We start from the raw sequence: 15,568 nt of genomic DNA on the forward strand, positions 1-15,568 counted from the left end.
GGATTCGGGAAATTTTTTTTGACTTCCCGAATCGTTTTGTCTATTTTTTCTTTCCGATCTTTTCCGCAAGATCGACGAGCAATCGAACTCCGTAACCGGTTGGGCCGTTTCCGATCTGAGTCCCGGAGCTTTTTTTTCTCCAAGCGGCTCCTGCGATATCGATATGAGCCCATGCGATTCCGGACTCCACAAATCTCTCTAAAAATTTTGCCGCGGATAAAGAACCTCCGGCTCTTCCTGCGACGTTTCGAATGTCTGCGATGTCGCTTTTGAGTTCTTCCGCGTATTCTTCCCAGAGGGGCATTTCCCAGATTCTTTCATCCGAAGTTTGAGACGCTTCTTTGAGAAGTGAAGTAAGCGGTTCCGAATTGCTCATTACGCCGGCTGCCTCGTGCCCGAGAGAAATGATGATCGCGCCGGTGAGAGTCGCGAGATCCAACATATAGTCCGGTTTGAATTTTTTCCCAACATAGGAAAGAACGTCTCCCAAAACCAAACGGCCTTCCGCGTCCGTATTTTGGACTTCCACGGTGATTCCGTTGTGAGCCGTATAAACGTCGCCCGGTTTGAGGGCTGCGGCGTCCGGCATGTTTTCGGCGACTCCGATCGCCGCGATTACGGGAACACCTAATCCGAGTTCGGCGATTGCGCCGATAGCGTGAATGGTCGCGGCGGCTCCGCACATATCATATTTCATTTCGTGCATGTCCTGCGCGGGTTTGATGCTGATTCCGCCCGAATCGAATGTGAGACCTTTGCCGACGATCGCGAGTTTTTTCTTAGTCGTTGGTTTTACCGGAGTATATTCCAAAATGATCATCTTCGCTTTTTTATCGGAGCCTTCGCAGACCGCGAGAATGCCGCCCATCTTTTCTTTTTTGAGCTGAGGCTCGTCAAAGACGGTGATCTTGAGTCCGTTGTCCTTTGCGATTTCTTTGGAACGAGATACGAACTCTTCCGGAGTAAAATGATTTGCGGGAAGGTGTGAGATATAACGCGCTCCGTTGATATAGCGGCTGACTACCTTACCTCGTTTCAGACCTTTTTCGGCTTCTTTCGTTTTTGCGGCGTCTTGAAGAATAAAAGAAACGTTTCCGATCTTCTTTGAATTCTCACGAAATTCTTTGGAAAGAACATTGATGGCAAAGGCGCCTTGTTCTAGAGAATTTACGATTTGATAGACGAGGATATCGGCCGGAAGCGCGGTGGTAAGAATTTTCGGAAGATGAATTTCCAGTCCGACTCCGTCCCATTTTTTGAGTTTTTCTCCGAAAGAAAAGAAAAGTTGTGCGGCACTTCTGGTTTTTATTTTGGAAGAATCTCCGAGTCCGAGATAGAGAATTTTTTCGGCTTCATCGGAGAATGTTTGTCCGTAATCTCCGGTAAAAATTCCGGAAGATGTCTGAAGAGAGAATTTAGTTTTTAGATTCTCTGGAAAGTGATCCTTAAAGAGTATCTGTAATTTATAGAAAGACTTGGAAGGATTTTTTCCGATCGAGATTTGGATCTTATTCTTATCCAGTTTCATTTTTTCTCCAGAGCTTTGATATCGGAGAGGATTTCATCTACGTGTCCTTTTACGCTGACCTTCGGATAAACTTTTAGAATTTTTCCGTCGTACCCGATGAGGAAGGTCGAACGGACGATTCCCATCGATTCCCTTCCCATGAATTTTTTAAGATGCCAGACGTCAAAGGTTTCGCAGATCTTTCCATCCTCGTCCGAGATCAGAGTGAAGTTTAGCTCCTGCTTTTCAATGAATTTCTGATGCGATTTTACGGTATCTTTGGAAACTCCAACGACGTTGAATCCGGTCTTTTTGATTCTTGAAAAATTGTCTCTGAAATCGCAGGCTTCCGTCGTGCAACCTGGGGTTTGATCCTTGGGATAAAAATAGAGAACCGTTCCCTTCGGACCCGTTAAATCGGAGAGTTTTACTTTTTCGCCTTTTTCGTTGAACCCCGTAAAATTAGGGGCTTTGGAACCAGCTTTGAGTTTAGTCATGGAATGCCTCTTTGGATAAGATTTAAGAATTCTTTCTCTTTTAGATGTCAGTCTTTTTTGGGAGTTCTAAAAAAAGAATGAATTTCTGAAACAAAAGGGGACGGAACTTCGACCGGCGACTTGTTTTTCGTTTTTTTGCAATTAGGAAGAATTAACCCGCGTTTCTACGAAGTTCGTCTAAACACGGATTATTAGCGCTCATGCTCGGCTCGATGCGTGATATGCGAAGTTCGCCAAAACGCGGATTATTACCGTTCATGCACGGCTCAATGTGTGATATGCGAAGTTCGCCAAAACGCGGACTATAACCGCTCATGCTCAGCTCAATGCGTGATATGCGAAGTGCGCCAAAACGCGGACTGAAACTCCCATGCTAGGCTCGATGCGCGATACGCGAAGTTCGTCTAAACGCGGATTAAAACCGCTCATGCACGGCCCGATGCGTGATATGCGAAGTTCGCCAAAACGCGGACTGAAACTCCCATGCTAGGCTCGATGCGCGATACGCGAAGTTCGCCTAAACGCAGACCGAAACTCATATGCACGGCCCGATGCGTGATATGCGAAGTTCGCCAAAACGCGAATCAAAACCGCTCATGCTCAGCTCGATGCGTGATATGCGAAGTTCGCCAAAACGCGGATTATTACCTCTCCGTTTCCTTTCATAAATTCGGCTTCTGCTTCGATTTCGCGCTCACACATGGAGAGAGTCTGTCGGAATTCCGACAAAGCCGTCTTTCAAAAAAGGCTTTCCAAAACGAAAAGGTTCTCTCCGGGGAAGATCGAAATCGGTCCTGTCGTATTTAAAATTGTTTGTTTTTCACTTGCGAAAAGTAAAAAAATATCCGATCCTTTGAATATGGATCCCAGAGAAAGGGCAGAGACGATTCGAGAAGGAAACCGCGCCTTTAACGAAGGCGACATTCGAAAAGCAAGAGACCTTTTTATAAAGGCTGATTACAAGGACGGCCTGATTCGTCTTGGCGATCACTTTATGTATGAGAAAAAGATGCCTCTCCTCGCATACGGATATTATAAAAAAGCCGGTTATCAAAAACGAATCGATGAGATTTTTCAAAGAATGATGTGGGCCTTGAGTCAGTGGATTGGCGCAGACAAATTTAAAGCGACACCGGCCGATCCTCTGCAATCGGGCGAATCCTCTTCCAGTTTTCCGGATCCATCTGAATTTCAAATTCACCCGATCTTACGTCAGACGGCCCTTGATATCCTAAAGAAAAAAGGGATTTCGGTTTAACAAATCGGACCCTTATTGTTTCTCAAACATTTTCACAAATTCGTTTAACGCATTCTTCGGTTTTATATCTCGGTTTCGAATAAAAACGGTTCGGATTCTTCTTAACTTTGAAGGCAAAGGGAGAATGGATAGAAATTTCTTCTGTTTTTTCCCGCTCAGATAGGACTCCGGCAAAAGTGAAATTCCCATTCCCGAAATAACGCAGGAAAGAATCGTATCCAAAGATTCAAACTCGATCCTTTTGCCGGGGGGAAGAGAATGTTCCAGAATCCATTGATCCAATCTGTTTCGAAACACACATCCCGTTTTGAAAGTAAGAATCGATAATTGTCTCCAAGAAGAAAGAATCTCGTTTCTTTTCATGGAATTCGGCGCGATGATAACAAGATTTTCAGAGAAAGCCGGGATCTCCAAAAATTGCGAATGCGAAAATCCTTCGTAAACAAAAGCCCCGTCCAATTTTTTTTCTAAGACCGCTCTTACCAGCTCATCCGAATTTCCTTGTCTTAAGAAAAGCTGAACTTTTGGAAATTTATTATGATACTTGGAAAGAATTGAGGGAAGTCTCACAACTGCGGTAGTCTGCCCCGAACCTATCTCCAGCGGTCCCTCCGGAATTCCCGATTCGGAAATTGCTCTCTCAGCTTCCTCCGTAAGGGCCAAAATTCTCTCACAATAATCATAGAGAATTTTTCCCTTTGCGGTCAAGGTCGCGCCTTTTTTTGATCTCTGAAATAGAGTTGTTTTGAGTTCTCTTTCCAGAACTTGAATTCTTGCAGTCACGTTGGATTGTACAAAATGCAAATTTTCGGCCGCGCGAGTAAAACTTTCTTCTCTTGCAACTTCCCGAAAAATTTTTAACGAAGAAATATCCATCTTTGACTCTCCGGAAGAAATTATTCAAAATATGATATTTATATTCATCATATTTTATGATTATATATATCAAATAATATCATGTATAAAAATGATATTATAGGTGTATCATTTTTTCCTCATCAAAAGTTTGTCTAAGAATTTTTAAGGGGACTTTATGAATAAATACGGAAAAAATATACTTACAGCGCGTTCAAAAACTCAATTTTACTTTATCAGAAAGATCAAGCAGAAAGGTTCTGTCCCAGTTTTGAGACAGAACCTCATCCTTTTTCTTTTGCTCGTTTTGAACTGTTCGATGTCCGAGAACTCAAGAATGTCGTCGCCTGCTTCTTCGGGGACGACTGCGCTTCTCATCTTAGACGTTCAGATGGATTTTTTTCCCGGCGGGAGATTTGAATTGGAAGGATCGACTCAAGCCGCGTCAAAAGGCGAGAGTGTGCTCAAATACTTTCGAAAGAAGAAATTCCCTGTTTTTCACATTCAACACATATCGACCAGAAAAGGTGCAACCTTCTTTTTTCCGGGTACTCCCGGAGTTGATTTCCATTCCAGTCACTTGCCGATCCCTGGAGAAACGCTCATCGTAAAACATACGGTCAATCCGTTTCAAAACACAAATCTTCTCAAAGAATTGCATGCAAAAAATGTAAAGCGTATCGTCGTTTTTGGAATGATGACTCATATGGTGGTAGATTCAACGGTTCGTTCGGCTTATGATCTTGGGTTTAAAGACATCGTGGTCATTTCGGATGCTTCTGCGACTCGTTCCTTAAAATTTGAATCCAATTCGATTCCGGCTCGCCAAGTGCATGGCGCCTTTTTGTCCGCGCTTGGATATATCTTTGCAAAAATTGCAACGGCTTCCGAATTTTTACGGGAAGAATTGGCTAAGAATTCTTAGATCTTTTTTAAATCTGAGAATTTTTCCTTTGCGAAAAATGGATCGCAATTCTTAGAATCAGGAATCGGTCTTTTGAATACCTTCACCAAAGAGAGAAAAGTTTTTTTCTTTGGTGAAATTCGAAAACAAATTCGAATCATTTTTTTAAAGGAAATTCTAAAATTCCGTTCTTTCTTTCGAATTCGGTTTTTTCATTACACGCTGTTTCTTCCTTGTGATAAGGGTCGAAGTCAAAGAACGGCATTTCAGGTTCCCATCGGTAGACGATGACTCTTTTTCCGTCCACGCAGTTCCAAAGATGAAACTCGTAACCGGCGAATGTTCCGGTTCTCTCCTTGCGATCCGGTTTGGGCAATCCGATCGTTAAGAATTTATAGGAAATTCTGCAACTGCATAAAAATAAAACCGCGATTCCGCAAAAAAGTTGAATCGAAAATTTGGACATTCCATACTGAATAATCGATTTCCGAATTTTATCAATCGCAAAAAAACTTTTCCATTCTTGAATTTGTATGCCGTTATTTTATGCGGATAACCTAACAAAGATTTTGTTAGAAATTATTTTACAAAGAATGTAGTTCGCGTAACATTTGGTAGAATGGCGCCGACAAAAAAATACTCAGTCTTTCTCGTGGACGATCACCCCGTCGTTCGGTCCGGATTGCAGTCGGAGATAGAAGCGGATCCGGATTTTACGTTTGCGGGTTCGGCAAGTTCTCTTAAGGAAGGAATCCGTAAGATGAGTTTTTCTAGGACCGACCTTTTGTTAAGCGACGTTTCTCTGCAGGATGAAAACGGAATTCAGGAAATCGAAACTATCAAGTCAAAATTCCCCGAACTCAAGATCGTTTTTTTGACGATGCACAGAGACTGGGCATTTCTTCAAAAGGCATTCGCATTGGGAGCGGACGGATATCTTTTAAAAAGCGAATCCACCCGATCCATCTTAAATGCGTTAAGAACCGTTATCGCAGGAGGTAAGGTTTTTCCGGAGGAAGTCAGAAATTTCAGACCGGAAACTGAAATTAACGAAGAGATCGGAAATATTGTTAAACGACTGACTAAACGTGAAAGGGAAATTCTAAATCTTTTAGCCGACGGAAAGATGAATCGTGAGATTGCGGACCAATTGGAATTGAGCGTTCGTACGGTTGAAACTCATAGAGCTTCTATCTTTAAAAAATTAGAAACTGAGAATATTATCGAGCTCGGAAAAATTCTCATCCAATTAAAGTCGTCCGGTTTGATTTAACTCCGAATTCTCCTTAAAACTTTCTTTTTTGAATACTGAGATTTTTTAAATTCATTCTCGATCCTAATAAGAACTACTGATAGATCCTCTTTTTCTAAGTAATTCCCGAAGTTTCGAAAATCTATCTTAGATGATAATGTTGACACCGGAATCTTCATTCGATTCTCAAACGTATTCGGAGTCACAAGATGAAAAAAAAATTAATAAGTATGAGTTTGGCGCTTTTTCTACTTTTTATAAACGATTGCAAAAAAGAAGAATCAGACGATACGGCTCTCTTCGCAGGTTTGGCGGCTCTAACGAGCGGAAATTGTTTTAACCTTCCCCAACAGGTTGTCGTAAAGGATGGAAACGGCGCACAAACTTCGACGTACAATTGCGCCGTAGTAGGAAAGGTTTACACTTGTGTTCCGGTCGGCGGCGGAAACACGGTGATAAGAACCTATTCTTCCGCAGCCGCCGCAAGGCTCGGCGTGGTGGATCCTCCTCCGTTTTCAAACCAACACGCTCAGCGAGGTTTGACAAGTAGGGTGGAAGGTGCGACGACCAATACGTTCACTTACAACAGTTCAAATCAGCTAACATCCGTTACACCACCTACGGTGACTTATTCCAACTATGACACAAACGGATTTCCTCAATCGAATTCCGCGGCTCAGAATTTGGTTTATACGTATTCTTCGGGCGGTACGATTCCTGCGACTTCTGCGGCCGGAACAAATATCTATACTTACGATTCAAAAGGTTGGGCCACTAAGGTTGATTTCGGTTTCGGTAATCCGACGACTGTGGAAAATAGCGGAAACTTATCCATCTGCGAATAGTTTATATGAACCTGTCCCAAAACTCGGACAGGTTCTTGCAGCTTAATCTTTCTGATAAAGTATAATCGAGTTTTGGGACGAGCCGTAAATTTCCCCTTATCCTTATTACTTATTGATAAGCGAAATGAGTTTTATCAGCAAGGAAGCAGGACCGTAAATCTGCTTCCTTTTCCGGGAGAAGAATCCAGTAGAACTTCTCCGCCGTGAGCGATCGCGATTTTTCTCACTATAGAAAGTCCTAGACCGGTTCCCTGAGGTTTTTTCGTTTCAATCACCGAACCGTAAAACGCTTTTTTGATATCTTCGCTCAAGCCGGGGCCGTCGTCCTTAAAAATGATATAGAGTGTTTCGGATTCTTTTTCGATTTTTACGGAAAAACTTCCGTTTTCACCGATGGCGTCAGCCGCATTTTTTGCGATGTTTAAAACCAATCTTCGAATCCGAAGAGGATCCAGTTTTACGTTTCCGCGCGTGAGAATTTCGAAAGTCAGGACGATTCCGGTTCCTTCGAAAAAAAGTTCGAGATCTTCTTTGACACCGGCGAAATATTCTTCGATGTTCACCGACTTAAAATCCAGGATGATTCGTTTTTTAGAAAATTCTAATATATCAAGGGATAAATTGGCGAGAGCCTCTGTCTCTTTTTTGGCTTGTGCGATGCTTATGTGAGGATCTTCATTTGTGTTCCGATTCATATTTCTGAGAATTTTTTGAATAAGCATTACGTGATGACCGATATCGTGTGCGATCTCGGCCGATAATTCTCCGATAACCGCCAATTTATCCCGATCCTGTCGCAATAGGTTTTGGATTGATAGAGCAAGGGCGTAAGCAATTCCTTGGACCCAATCCATTTCAGAATCTAAATCGAGAAATCCTTGGATCGGGAGATCTAATATTACGAAGTTTGTTCGATTACTTTGGACGGGCAGTAAGAGTCTGTCGTTTAACAATGACGGAGTCGATAGAGAAGATAAATTTACTTCCACAGTATCATGCGACAGAAGACTTGATACCTCGCTAACCCGAAGATCGTTTTCCGTATCGATCGAATATTGTTTCCAGTTGGTCGAATTTTGTTCCGGAAGATAGATGAAAAGTTGCTGATTTTTCCGGATATTTTTGGAAAGAATTTCGAGGGCCTTCTGCGTGGCCGATGCGAAAGTAGATGAAGACATGATCTCTCTCGTAGAGGAAACGAGAGTCTTCATCTGGAGCGAAAGATTCTCCGATTTGTTAAGCGAAGTGGAAAATCGTCTGGAAATCAGGATAGAATGCGAGGCGATCAGAAAAAGTTGACCGTAAGGAATCAGATATACCGAATTGATCGAACTGTTTGTGAAGATAATATCGTTTATCGTGGAAAACATAACGCCGATATAACCGATAAAAAGAATCAAAACCCCTTCGTATTTTTTTACGATTCCATAAATAAGAAGAATCAGCCAACATGGAATGACGGTTAAAAAACAATACATCTGCGTGGGAATCAACGTGAGAGTATAGAATTGATTTGGGAGAAGCAAAACCGCGGCCGACGCCGCGTAAATAGGAAAGCAGAGATAGATTCCGTATTTTTCCCAAAATTTACTCGGTGAAAAACGATATAAAAAAGCATATAAAACGGGAGCGGATAAATAAACCGAAATGTATTCCAGTCTGTTCAATAATTCCCAAGAAAGACCGGGGAACAATTGATGTCCGAATCGTTCTCCCGTCGTCAGAGCTCGGATAAAAATCAAAGTGCAATGAATCGAAAAAAGAAGGGGAGTCGGATCTGTTCTCCGAAAAAGATAGAACAAAAGATTGTAGACCGCCATAATTCCAGCAGAAATACAAACGGCAAAACCGATGCCGTTTTTGATCTGACTTTCTTTGAATACGTCCTCTAATCTTCCGATTTTGATCGGATACCAATATCCGCCCCAACGATTTTGAAAATTAGAAATATGAAGCGTTAAATCGATCGTATCCGAGTGTGGGAGAGAGGCAATTTGCGGATCGTATTTTGCGGAAGCCGTTTCTTTTGTTAGACCGAACTTTCCGGCGTGTGCGATGAGTTCTCCGTTCGCATAAAGATTGTAAGCTGTTCCTTCGTCCGGAATGGAAAGCGCGAGATTGGCGATTTCTTTCGGTACCAGAATTCTCAGCTTATACGTAGCAAAGCCGTAGCTTTCGACCGTTTCTCCGAAGAAGTCGATCCCATTCCAAACAGAGGGCGCTTTTGTTAGAACGAATCGATTCTTTATATCCGAATCGGACCGGTCCGGATTTTGAAAAAGAACTTGGTTCCAATAAAATTTCCATTCTCCGGAAAGATTCGTGATCCCATGGTTATTCCAATCCCATTTTGTCAGATCTAAAACGCCTTCCTTTGCATTGGGAGCGTCCGCCTTGGACATATCCCAGTAAGTACAAGCGGTGAAGAACAAAAGAAGAAACAAAAAATTAATGCGAACTGAATATAACATCGGATTTTCCCACAAAAAAAAGCCAAAATCGGAGAAGCGTCAATAGGAAAAAGGGAAGCCTGGCTTTGAAAAGATTCAAAATCCATTAGCTGAAAGAATTCTTTCACTTTCCTATTCAAAAGAGATTCTATTTGATGGCAGAAAAAAAACTCCGAATGAAATTTTTGAAAGGCTCCAATATAAAACCGCTTCTATTCATCCTATTTTCAATTGTCTTGATTGCCGTAGTTGTACTATGGCAAAACCGGAAAGGAATTGATTTCCATCCTAGGTTACTCGGTTTTTTTAATGAGGAATCCGAAGAACGGACGGAAAGAGAAAAAGAATTTTTAGCTTCCACCTGGTCGTCCGATATCGTTGCGATGACTGAAAATGTTCAATTGTATGACGAGATCCATCCCTTTCTTTATACTCTTGAAGGAGGAAGGAGCAATACCGGAAATATCAAGTCCGTTTGGAATCCGGAGGCGCAGGAATTTTATATATGGGCGCTCAAAAAGATTTCACCAAGGACGAAAATCATACCGACGATTTTTCGATGGGAAAACGACTTTGAAAAGATCTCCGATGCGATCGGCTTAAATGGAAATACAAAAATTCGAGATTATCATATAGAACAGATTTTAAAGGAAATCGAAAAATACGATTACGACGGAATTGACATCGACTACGAAGGTATGACTTGCGAAAAAAAAGAAAGTTTTGAAACATTCTTAACTTTGCTTTCCGGAGAATTAAAAAAGAAGAATAAACTTTTATCAGTGGCGATTCATCCGAAAACATCCGCCGAGGAAAAATCGGAATACGTTTGTAAGGGTCTGAAAAATCCGATCTCGGTTGATTTTTATGAGGCTTATCGCGGACAGCTGACCCACGACTACGAATTTCTGGGAAAAGTTGCGGATAAAGTCAAAATCATGGCATACGAACTTCATCCGCGAAAAAACGCTTTTCCGGGGCCCGGACCTCAGGCTCCTTCCTGGTGGATTGAAAGAATATTAGAATATTCTACAAAACGAATTCCTAAAGAAAAACTTTATATGGCTATTCCGACCTATGGCTACGACTGGCCGTTGAATTGTGATATTCCGTCCAAAGCAGTGTTTTATTCAAGAGCTCAATTTATCAAAAAGAATTGGAATCCTCGGATTGAGGAACAAACCGATGTTCTCAAAACTTACAAAGAAGTAAAAAAGTCCGGAGATTGGATTTACTTGAGACCGTATCTTTATAGACATGAAGGTTATGTTTACGACGATCCTTCGCTTTGGTATTCGCTCGGCGGTTGTGATCGGGTCGCCTTCTATATGAACCGAAGGTCCTTTGAGACAAAGATGAACCTTCTCCGGAAGTTTAAGATTCGAGGATTTTCGTTTTGGCAACTCATCCAAGACAACGATCCGGAAATTCATTCCTTTTTAAAGGAAATGATCGAAACGCCGGAGAAGAAGTAGAATTTAAGCTTTGCCTTGTCTGAGCTACGGCAAATTTTCCGTGAAACTCAAAGAATCCCCGCCCTCGTTGGGTCATAACCTTACCCACAAGTTAAAAAAGCGATTTCGAATGAAGAAGGATCCCAGTAAGATTTTTTATAGGAGTTCCTACAAAAAATCTGAGAGAGAATATTCCTTGCAAAATTAGAATTTTGTGATATAGGAAAATCTCCGGGAGTCTTCCGCCTCCCGCCCCTCCACCCAAAAATCAGGGCGGGGCGCGCGACTTTTACGGAGGATCGTCGTTGTTACGACAGATTTTTCTTAAGATTCAAAGAACTTGTGGGTAAGGTTATGCTAATTGGGTGGAGGAGGCGGGCTTTGCGGGAAATTTGTAGAATTTTCTTTATCATGGAAAATTTATTTTTTCAAGCAGATTCGAAGGTGATTTCTTTGTAGGAACTCCTACAAAAGATCAAAAAAATAGTTTACGATAAAGCAGATAAATTGCTGCAAGGTTTTTTATTCAGGGTGTATTAGTTTTTCATAATACTTCCTGCGATAATTAACTTCTGAATTTCGCTCGTTCCCCCGCCGATTTCTCCGAGGCGGACGTCTCGATAGAGCCTTGCGACCTTGTATTCTTCCATAAAACCCGAACCTCCGTGAACTTGAACCGCAAGATTTGCAACCTCTCTTGCGGAGGTGGTGGCGAACAATTTACAAGAAGCGCATTTTCCGGAAAGATGCATATTCCCTTTTCCTAATTTCTCAGCTTCTTCCATTTCCCATGCGACGTTGTAAGTAAACCAACGAGAAGCCTCCAGCTTTGTATAAATTTCGGCTAAAAGATTTCCTACCGACTGATGTTGTGCGATCGGTTTTCCGAAACTTCTTCTTGTGGAAGCAAAAGATTTAGATTCTTCCAAACAAACTTCCATCAATCCTATCGACCAAGCGGCGAGGGAAAGACGCTCCATATTGAACGTTTGCATCGTCTGACGAAAACCTTTTCCGAGAGTTCCTAAGATATCTTCGGAAGAAACTTCAACGTCTTCAAAAAAAAGGGCGCCCGTTTGAGACGCTTTTAATCCGAGCTTCTCCAGAGGAGCCGATCGTTGTACTCCTTTCGCGTTGAGATCCACGAAAAAATGAGTCAGCCCTTTTTCTTTTCCGTTCAGATCTTGGACTCGAGAAAGAACCAGGCAGTAATCGGCGATCGGTGAGTTTGTAATAAAAGTCTTTTGACCTGAAAGATGATAAACACCTTTGGAAATTTCTTTAGCAACCGTTTTGATTGCGGAAACATCGGAACCGGAATCCGGTTCCGTGATACCAAGAGATCCTATCTTTTTTCCTAAATTGATTTCGGGTAGATATCTTTTCTTTTGTTCTTCCTTTCCAAAATGACGGATGGGCAAGCCGAAAAGTCCGCCGGAAGCTCCTACTGAAAAAAAAGTGGAACCGCAGGCTTTGCCCAAGATTTGCATGGAGAGCAAAGAGCGAAACATGCCGGCGTTTTGACCTCCGTATTCTTCCTCGTGCGGCAGGCCTATATAGCCGATCTGTGCAAGTTTATGAAAATGAGATATAGGAATTTCCTTTTTTTGATCCGCTTCCTCCGCATACGGTTCGATTTCTTTTTTACAAAAATCGGAGAATAGGTTAGTAAACATTTGTTCATCTTCTGATAATCTGAAGTTCATAAAGTCTCCATAAATTTGATGCGAATATTATCCCCCTTCTTTTTTTTGCAATGGATTTTAAATCGATCCGGAGAGTAAAAAGGGACTTTTTATTTCCTATAAAAGTCATGAAAAGAAGCTTCGATTTTTGTTTCGGTATTTTTTAGAGAGGCGAAGAATGTTCTTTAAGGGAGGTTTTACTTTTCTGATTCAATCAAAAAGGAGAATTAGTAAATTATATTATATTGATGTATTTAAAATACTTGAGAATGAAATTTTATAGAATTGAAGGTGGTCCTAAAAAGAGGATCCTCCGTTTTATTTTTGGGGAAAACGATAAAAACGACCGGAAATCGTAATGAAGATGATTTTGAAACAAACGCGAGAGAAAATTCGAATTCCTAAAAAACGAGGAATCTTTCTCTAAAGTCGAAGCAGAGATTGGATGGAATAACGCCGATTATTTCCTTTTTCGAATCTTTCTTCCATAGAGCCAGCCCGCTACGAGTAGAGGAAAACCAAGCCAAGAAGCAATGATCGCCAGAACGGTCGAATGGCTTACGCTGATTCCGGGGACTTGGAGGGCTAAACCTGCAAGCAAAAGAATGACGTGAAGTTCCGCGTATTTCGAATTTTGAACAAAAGAATAATTCCCAAGCCCTGAGCCGGTAAGAAAGGCTAATACTCCTAGAAAAATTCCGATTCTTCCCGAGAGAAGGTGGATCTCTTCCGAGATCGAAAAGAATAAAGAGAAAACGGGAAGAATGATCCTGAGCGTTAAAAGAAGAATCGAAAAGATTCCTAAATAGGAATGAAGTTTGAGTCTTTGTTTTGCTTTGAGGCGAAACAAGTTTTTTTACGGTTCCCCGCTTGCGACCGGAACCGGCTCGTTTTCAGGAAGAAGGCTTGTCGCTATAATTTCCGGAGAATCCGCGTCGAGAGGAATTGTAATCGGACGAGAAGAACTTTTTGTCATCTTGAAATAATAATACATCGGAACTGAAAGAAGTGTAAAGCTGATTCCCCAGAATGCTTCCGTCGGTTTGTTCCAGACCAAGGTTGCTATAATCACTATATTCGAGAAAATATAGAGATAGGTTGTATAAGGATATCCTGGAATTCTAAACTTCAATTTATAATGTCTTTTTTCAAAAAGAATCGGCGTATATGCCGTGATCGTTGCAAGAAGAAGCGTGGAACAAGTGATGAGATAAAGAAGGCTTTCGATCTCTTTTACAAAACAAAACAGACAAGCATAGATACACTGAAACGCCAAAGAAGTATAAGGGCTTTTGTGTTTTGGATGAAGTTTAGCCATACTCGGAAAAAAGAAACCGTCTCTCGCCATCGCAAAATAAATTCTCGAACCTCCGATGATATAAGCGGAGATGGAACCTAAGAATGCCCAACAGATAAATGCGGTGATAAAAATCGTCGCCTTGGGACCGAAGAGCGCGGAAGATGCGGTTATTCCAATCTTATCTCCGGAAAGTTCGCTTATGGATCCGGAGCTCAAAAAGAGAAAATTCATAAGAATGTAGAGAACGGTGACTAACGCACAAGAATAGAGAACCGCCTTGTAGATGTTTCGATCCGGATCTTTTACTTCTTCCGCAACATAGGTTATCATATTCCATCCAAGATATGAATAGGTTACGGGAATCACCCCGGCGAGGAGTAATTCCATTCCGCTCAGACTCGATGGAAAGAAGTCGAACGCTTGAAATCGAGACGTTTCATAATTCCCGATCGTGAATCCTAAGATAACGAAGGCAAGAAGTCCTAATATTTTCACTCCTGTGAAGAGGTTCTGAATTCTTGAAGCCGTTGAAATTCCGAAAAAATTGATAATGGTAAAGAGTAGAATCGCTCCCATCGCGAGCATCTGGGCCGTTCCGATAGAGATCGTAAGCCCGAAAAAAGGAAATTCGAAAAAGTAGATATCCCAGGATGGGTTAATGAGTGAAAAAAACGATTTAGAGAATGCTAATGCAGAAAGGGAGATTGATGCGGAAAAGTTAATGGAAAGAGAAAGCCATCCGCTTGCAAAGGCTACGATTGGAGAATAGGCTTCCTTGAGATAGACGTAATCTCCTCCCGCGTAGGGAAAGAGCGATGCGGATTTTGCGTAGGACATAGCGCCTGCCACCGCGAGAAAACCCCCTAAAATCCATGCAAAGAGGACAAGATTCGGGTTTGGAACCGTATGAAGAATGTATCCTGTCGTTATAAAAATTCCAGGTCCAACCATCGAACTGAACATGAGGGAAATGGAATCAAATAGATTGAGGGATCTCTTGAGTTGCATCGATTCTGACAGGATGGAGGTCTCGTTTTCGCAAACAAGGATTTTTCCTTTTGTTGGTTTTTTGATTCTCCCGTGAAAGGGAAAGGGGCGGTGTTCCGTCCACTTTCTCATAAACGATCAAGTCCTAAGATTCAAGGAAGAATGATTTGAAAACATACTCCAGCACACGAGGCCTTTTTGCAAAGAGAGCGGTCTTCCGTCCACAAAGCCTTTTTCTAAAGAATTATGTTCAAAACGAATCAATTCTCTACTTGGCTAATACCCGGGCTCGCTCAAAGAAAACTTTTACTTTGATTTCCCTTCTTTACCAAACTCTCGATCTCTAATAAAAGAGACATAATATTGAAGAAAGTTCTACGAAAGAATTTAAGAAACCAGAAGAATTTTTATAAATTCTATTTGACTAGGTAGAAGTGATTTATACTTTGGTCCATACGGCTGTTTCAGAAATGAGACAACTGTAAGCGCTCAACTGACCTGCTTCTTTTTTTCGTTTGCGAGTAATCGCGGACCAGATAGAGGAATCGGGCACGGGAAACGCAATAGATCTTTT

The 15,568-nt window shown here is 41.7% G+C and carries 13 protein-coding genes; 5 read left to right on the forward strand and 8 right to left on the reverse strand.

Translation table 11 applies throughout. From position 1 onward, the window contains the following. Positions 1-40 precede the first annotated feature (40 nt). Together JWG44_RS11065 and bcp are read right to left on the reverse strand one after the other, a co-directional pair. The gene (locus JWG44_RS11065) at positions 41-1,528 is read right to left on the reverse strand and encodes a leucyl aminopeptidase family protein (RefSeq protein ID WP_205275015.1); all 1,488 of its coding nucleotides are present in this window, start codon (positions 1,526-1,528) and stop codon (positions 41-43) included. Beyond that, the gene (bcp, locus tag JWG44_RS11070; RefSeq protein WP_205275016.1) at positions 1,525-2,004 is read right to left on the reverse strand and encodes a thioredoxin-dependent thiol peroxidase; all 480 of its coding nucleotides are present in this window, start codon (positions 2,002-2,004) and stop codon (positions 1,525-1,527) included. The genes JWG44_RS11065 and bcp overlap by 4 nt, the downstream gene beginning before the upstream one ends. Before the next feature lie 859 nt (positions 2,005-2,863). Between bcp and JWG44_RS11075 the strand changes: the two genes are divergently transcribed. Beyond that, positions 2,864-3,262, forward strand: a complete 399-nt coding sequence (locus tag JWG44_RS11075; RefSeq protein ID WP_205275017.1) for a hypothetical protein — start codon at positions 2,864-2,866, stop codon at positions 3,260-3,262. Between the two features lie 12 nt (positions 3,263-3,274). On the opposite strand, the gene JWG44_RS11080 is transcribed toward JWG44_RS11075, so the two are convergent. Further along, on the reverse strand, positions 3,275-4,138 hold the full coding sequence (locus tag JWG44_RS11080; protein ID WP_205275018.1) for a LysR family transcriptional regulator: 864 nt from the start codon (positions 4,136-4,138) through the stop codon (positions 3,275-3,277). A gap of 157 nt (positions 4,139-4,295) precedes the next feature. Here JWG44_RS11080 and JWG44_RS11085 point away from each other — a divergent pair, with 157 nt between their 5' ends. Next, positions 4,296-5,042, forward strand: a complete 747-nt coding sequence (locus JWG44_RS11085) for a cysteine hydrolase family protein (protein ID WP_205275019.1) — start codon at positions 4,296-4,298, stop codon at positions 5,040-5,042. 136 nt (positions 5,043-5,178) lie between these two features. Here the strand turns inward: JWG44_RS11085 and JWG44_RS11090 are convergent, their stop codons facing one another. Next, on the reverse strand, positions 5,179-5,487 hold the full coding sequence (locus JWG44_RS11090; RefSeq protein WP_205275027.1) for a hypothetical protein: 309 nt from the start codon (positions 5,485-5,487) through the stop codon (positions 5,179-5,181). A gap of 153 nt (positions 5,488-5,640) precedes the next feature. Here JWG44_RS11090 and JWG44_RS11095 point away from each other — a divergent pair, with 153 nt between their 5' ends. Beyond that, positions 5,641-6,294 (forward strand): response regulator, encoded by a 654-nt coding sequence (locus tag JWG44_RS11095; protein ID WP_205275020.1) that lies wholly within the window; start codon positions 5,641-5,643, stop codon positions 6,292-6,294. 188 nt (positions 6,295-6,482) lie between these two features. Next, on the forward strand, positions 6,483-7,118 hold the full coding sequence (locus JWG44_RS11100; protein ID WP_205275021.1) for a hypothetical protein: 636 nt from the start codon (positions 6,483-6,485) through the stop codon (positions 7,116-7,118). A gap of 134 nt (positions 7,119-7,252) precedes the next feature. On the opposite strand, the gene JWG44_RS11105 is transcribed toward JWG44_RS11100, so the two are convergent. Further along, a complete protein-coding gene (locus tag JWG44_RS11105) occupies positions 7,253-9,589 on the reverse strand; it encodes a sensor histidine kinase (RefSeq protein ID WP_205275022.1) in 2,337 nt (778 codons plus the stop codon). Between the two features lie 155 nt (positions 9,590-9,744). Here JWG44_RS11105 and JWG44_RS11110 point away from each other — a divergent pair, with 155 nt between their 5' ends. After that, entirely contained in the window at positions 9,745-11,043 is a 1,299-nt protein-coding gene (locus tag JWG44_RS11110; RefSeq protein WP_205275023.1) for a glycosyl hydrolase family 18 protein, read from the forward strand. 515 nt (positions 11,044-11,558) lie between these two features. Here the strand turns inward: JWG44_RS11110 and JWG44_RS11115 are convergent. The 3 genes from JWG44_RS11115 to JWG44_RS11125 form a co-directional block, all read right to left on the reverse strand. Beyond that, complete coding sequence (locus JWG44_RS11115; protein WP_205275024.1) at positions 11,559-12,728, reverse strand: acyl-CoA dehydrogenase family protein; 1,170 nt, start codon at positions 12,726-12,728, stop codon at positions 11,559-11,561. 439 nt (positions 12,729-13,167) lie between these two features. After that, positions 13,168-13,557, reverse strand: a complete 390-nt coding sequence (locus JWG44_RS11120; protein ID WP_205275025.1) for a hypothetical protein — start codon at positions 13,555-13,557, stop codon at positions 13,168-13,170. A gap of 6 nt (positions 13,558-13,563) precedes the next feature. After that, positions 13,564-14,970 carry an APC family permease gene (locus JWG44_RS11125; RefSeq protein ID WP_232371606.1) on the reverse strand — a complete coding sequence of 469 codons (1,407 nt, stop codon included), beginning with the start codon at positions 14,968-14,970 and terminating at the stop codon, positions 13,564-13,566. Between the last annotated feature and the right edge of the window lie 598 nt (positions 14,971-15,568).

Origin of the sequence: Leptospira ainazelensis (assembly GCF_016918785.1) — a bacterium.
Classification (GTDB): Bacteria; Spirochaetota; Leptospiria; order Leptospirales; family Leptospiraceae; genus Leptospira; species Leptospira ainazelensis.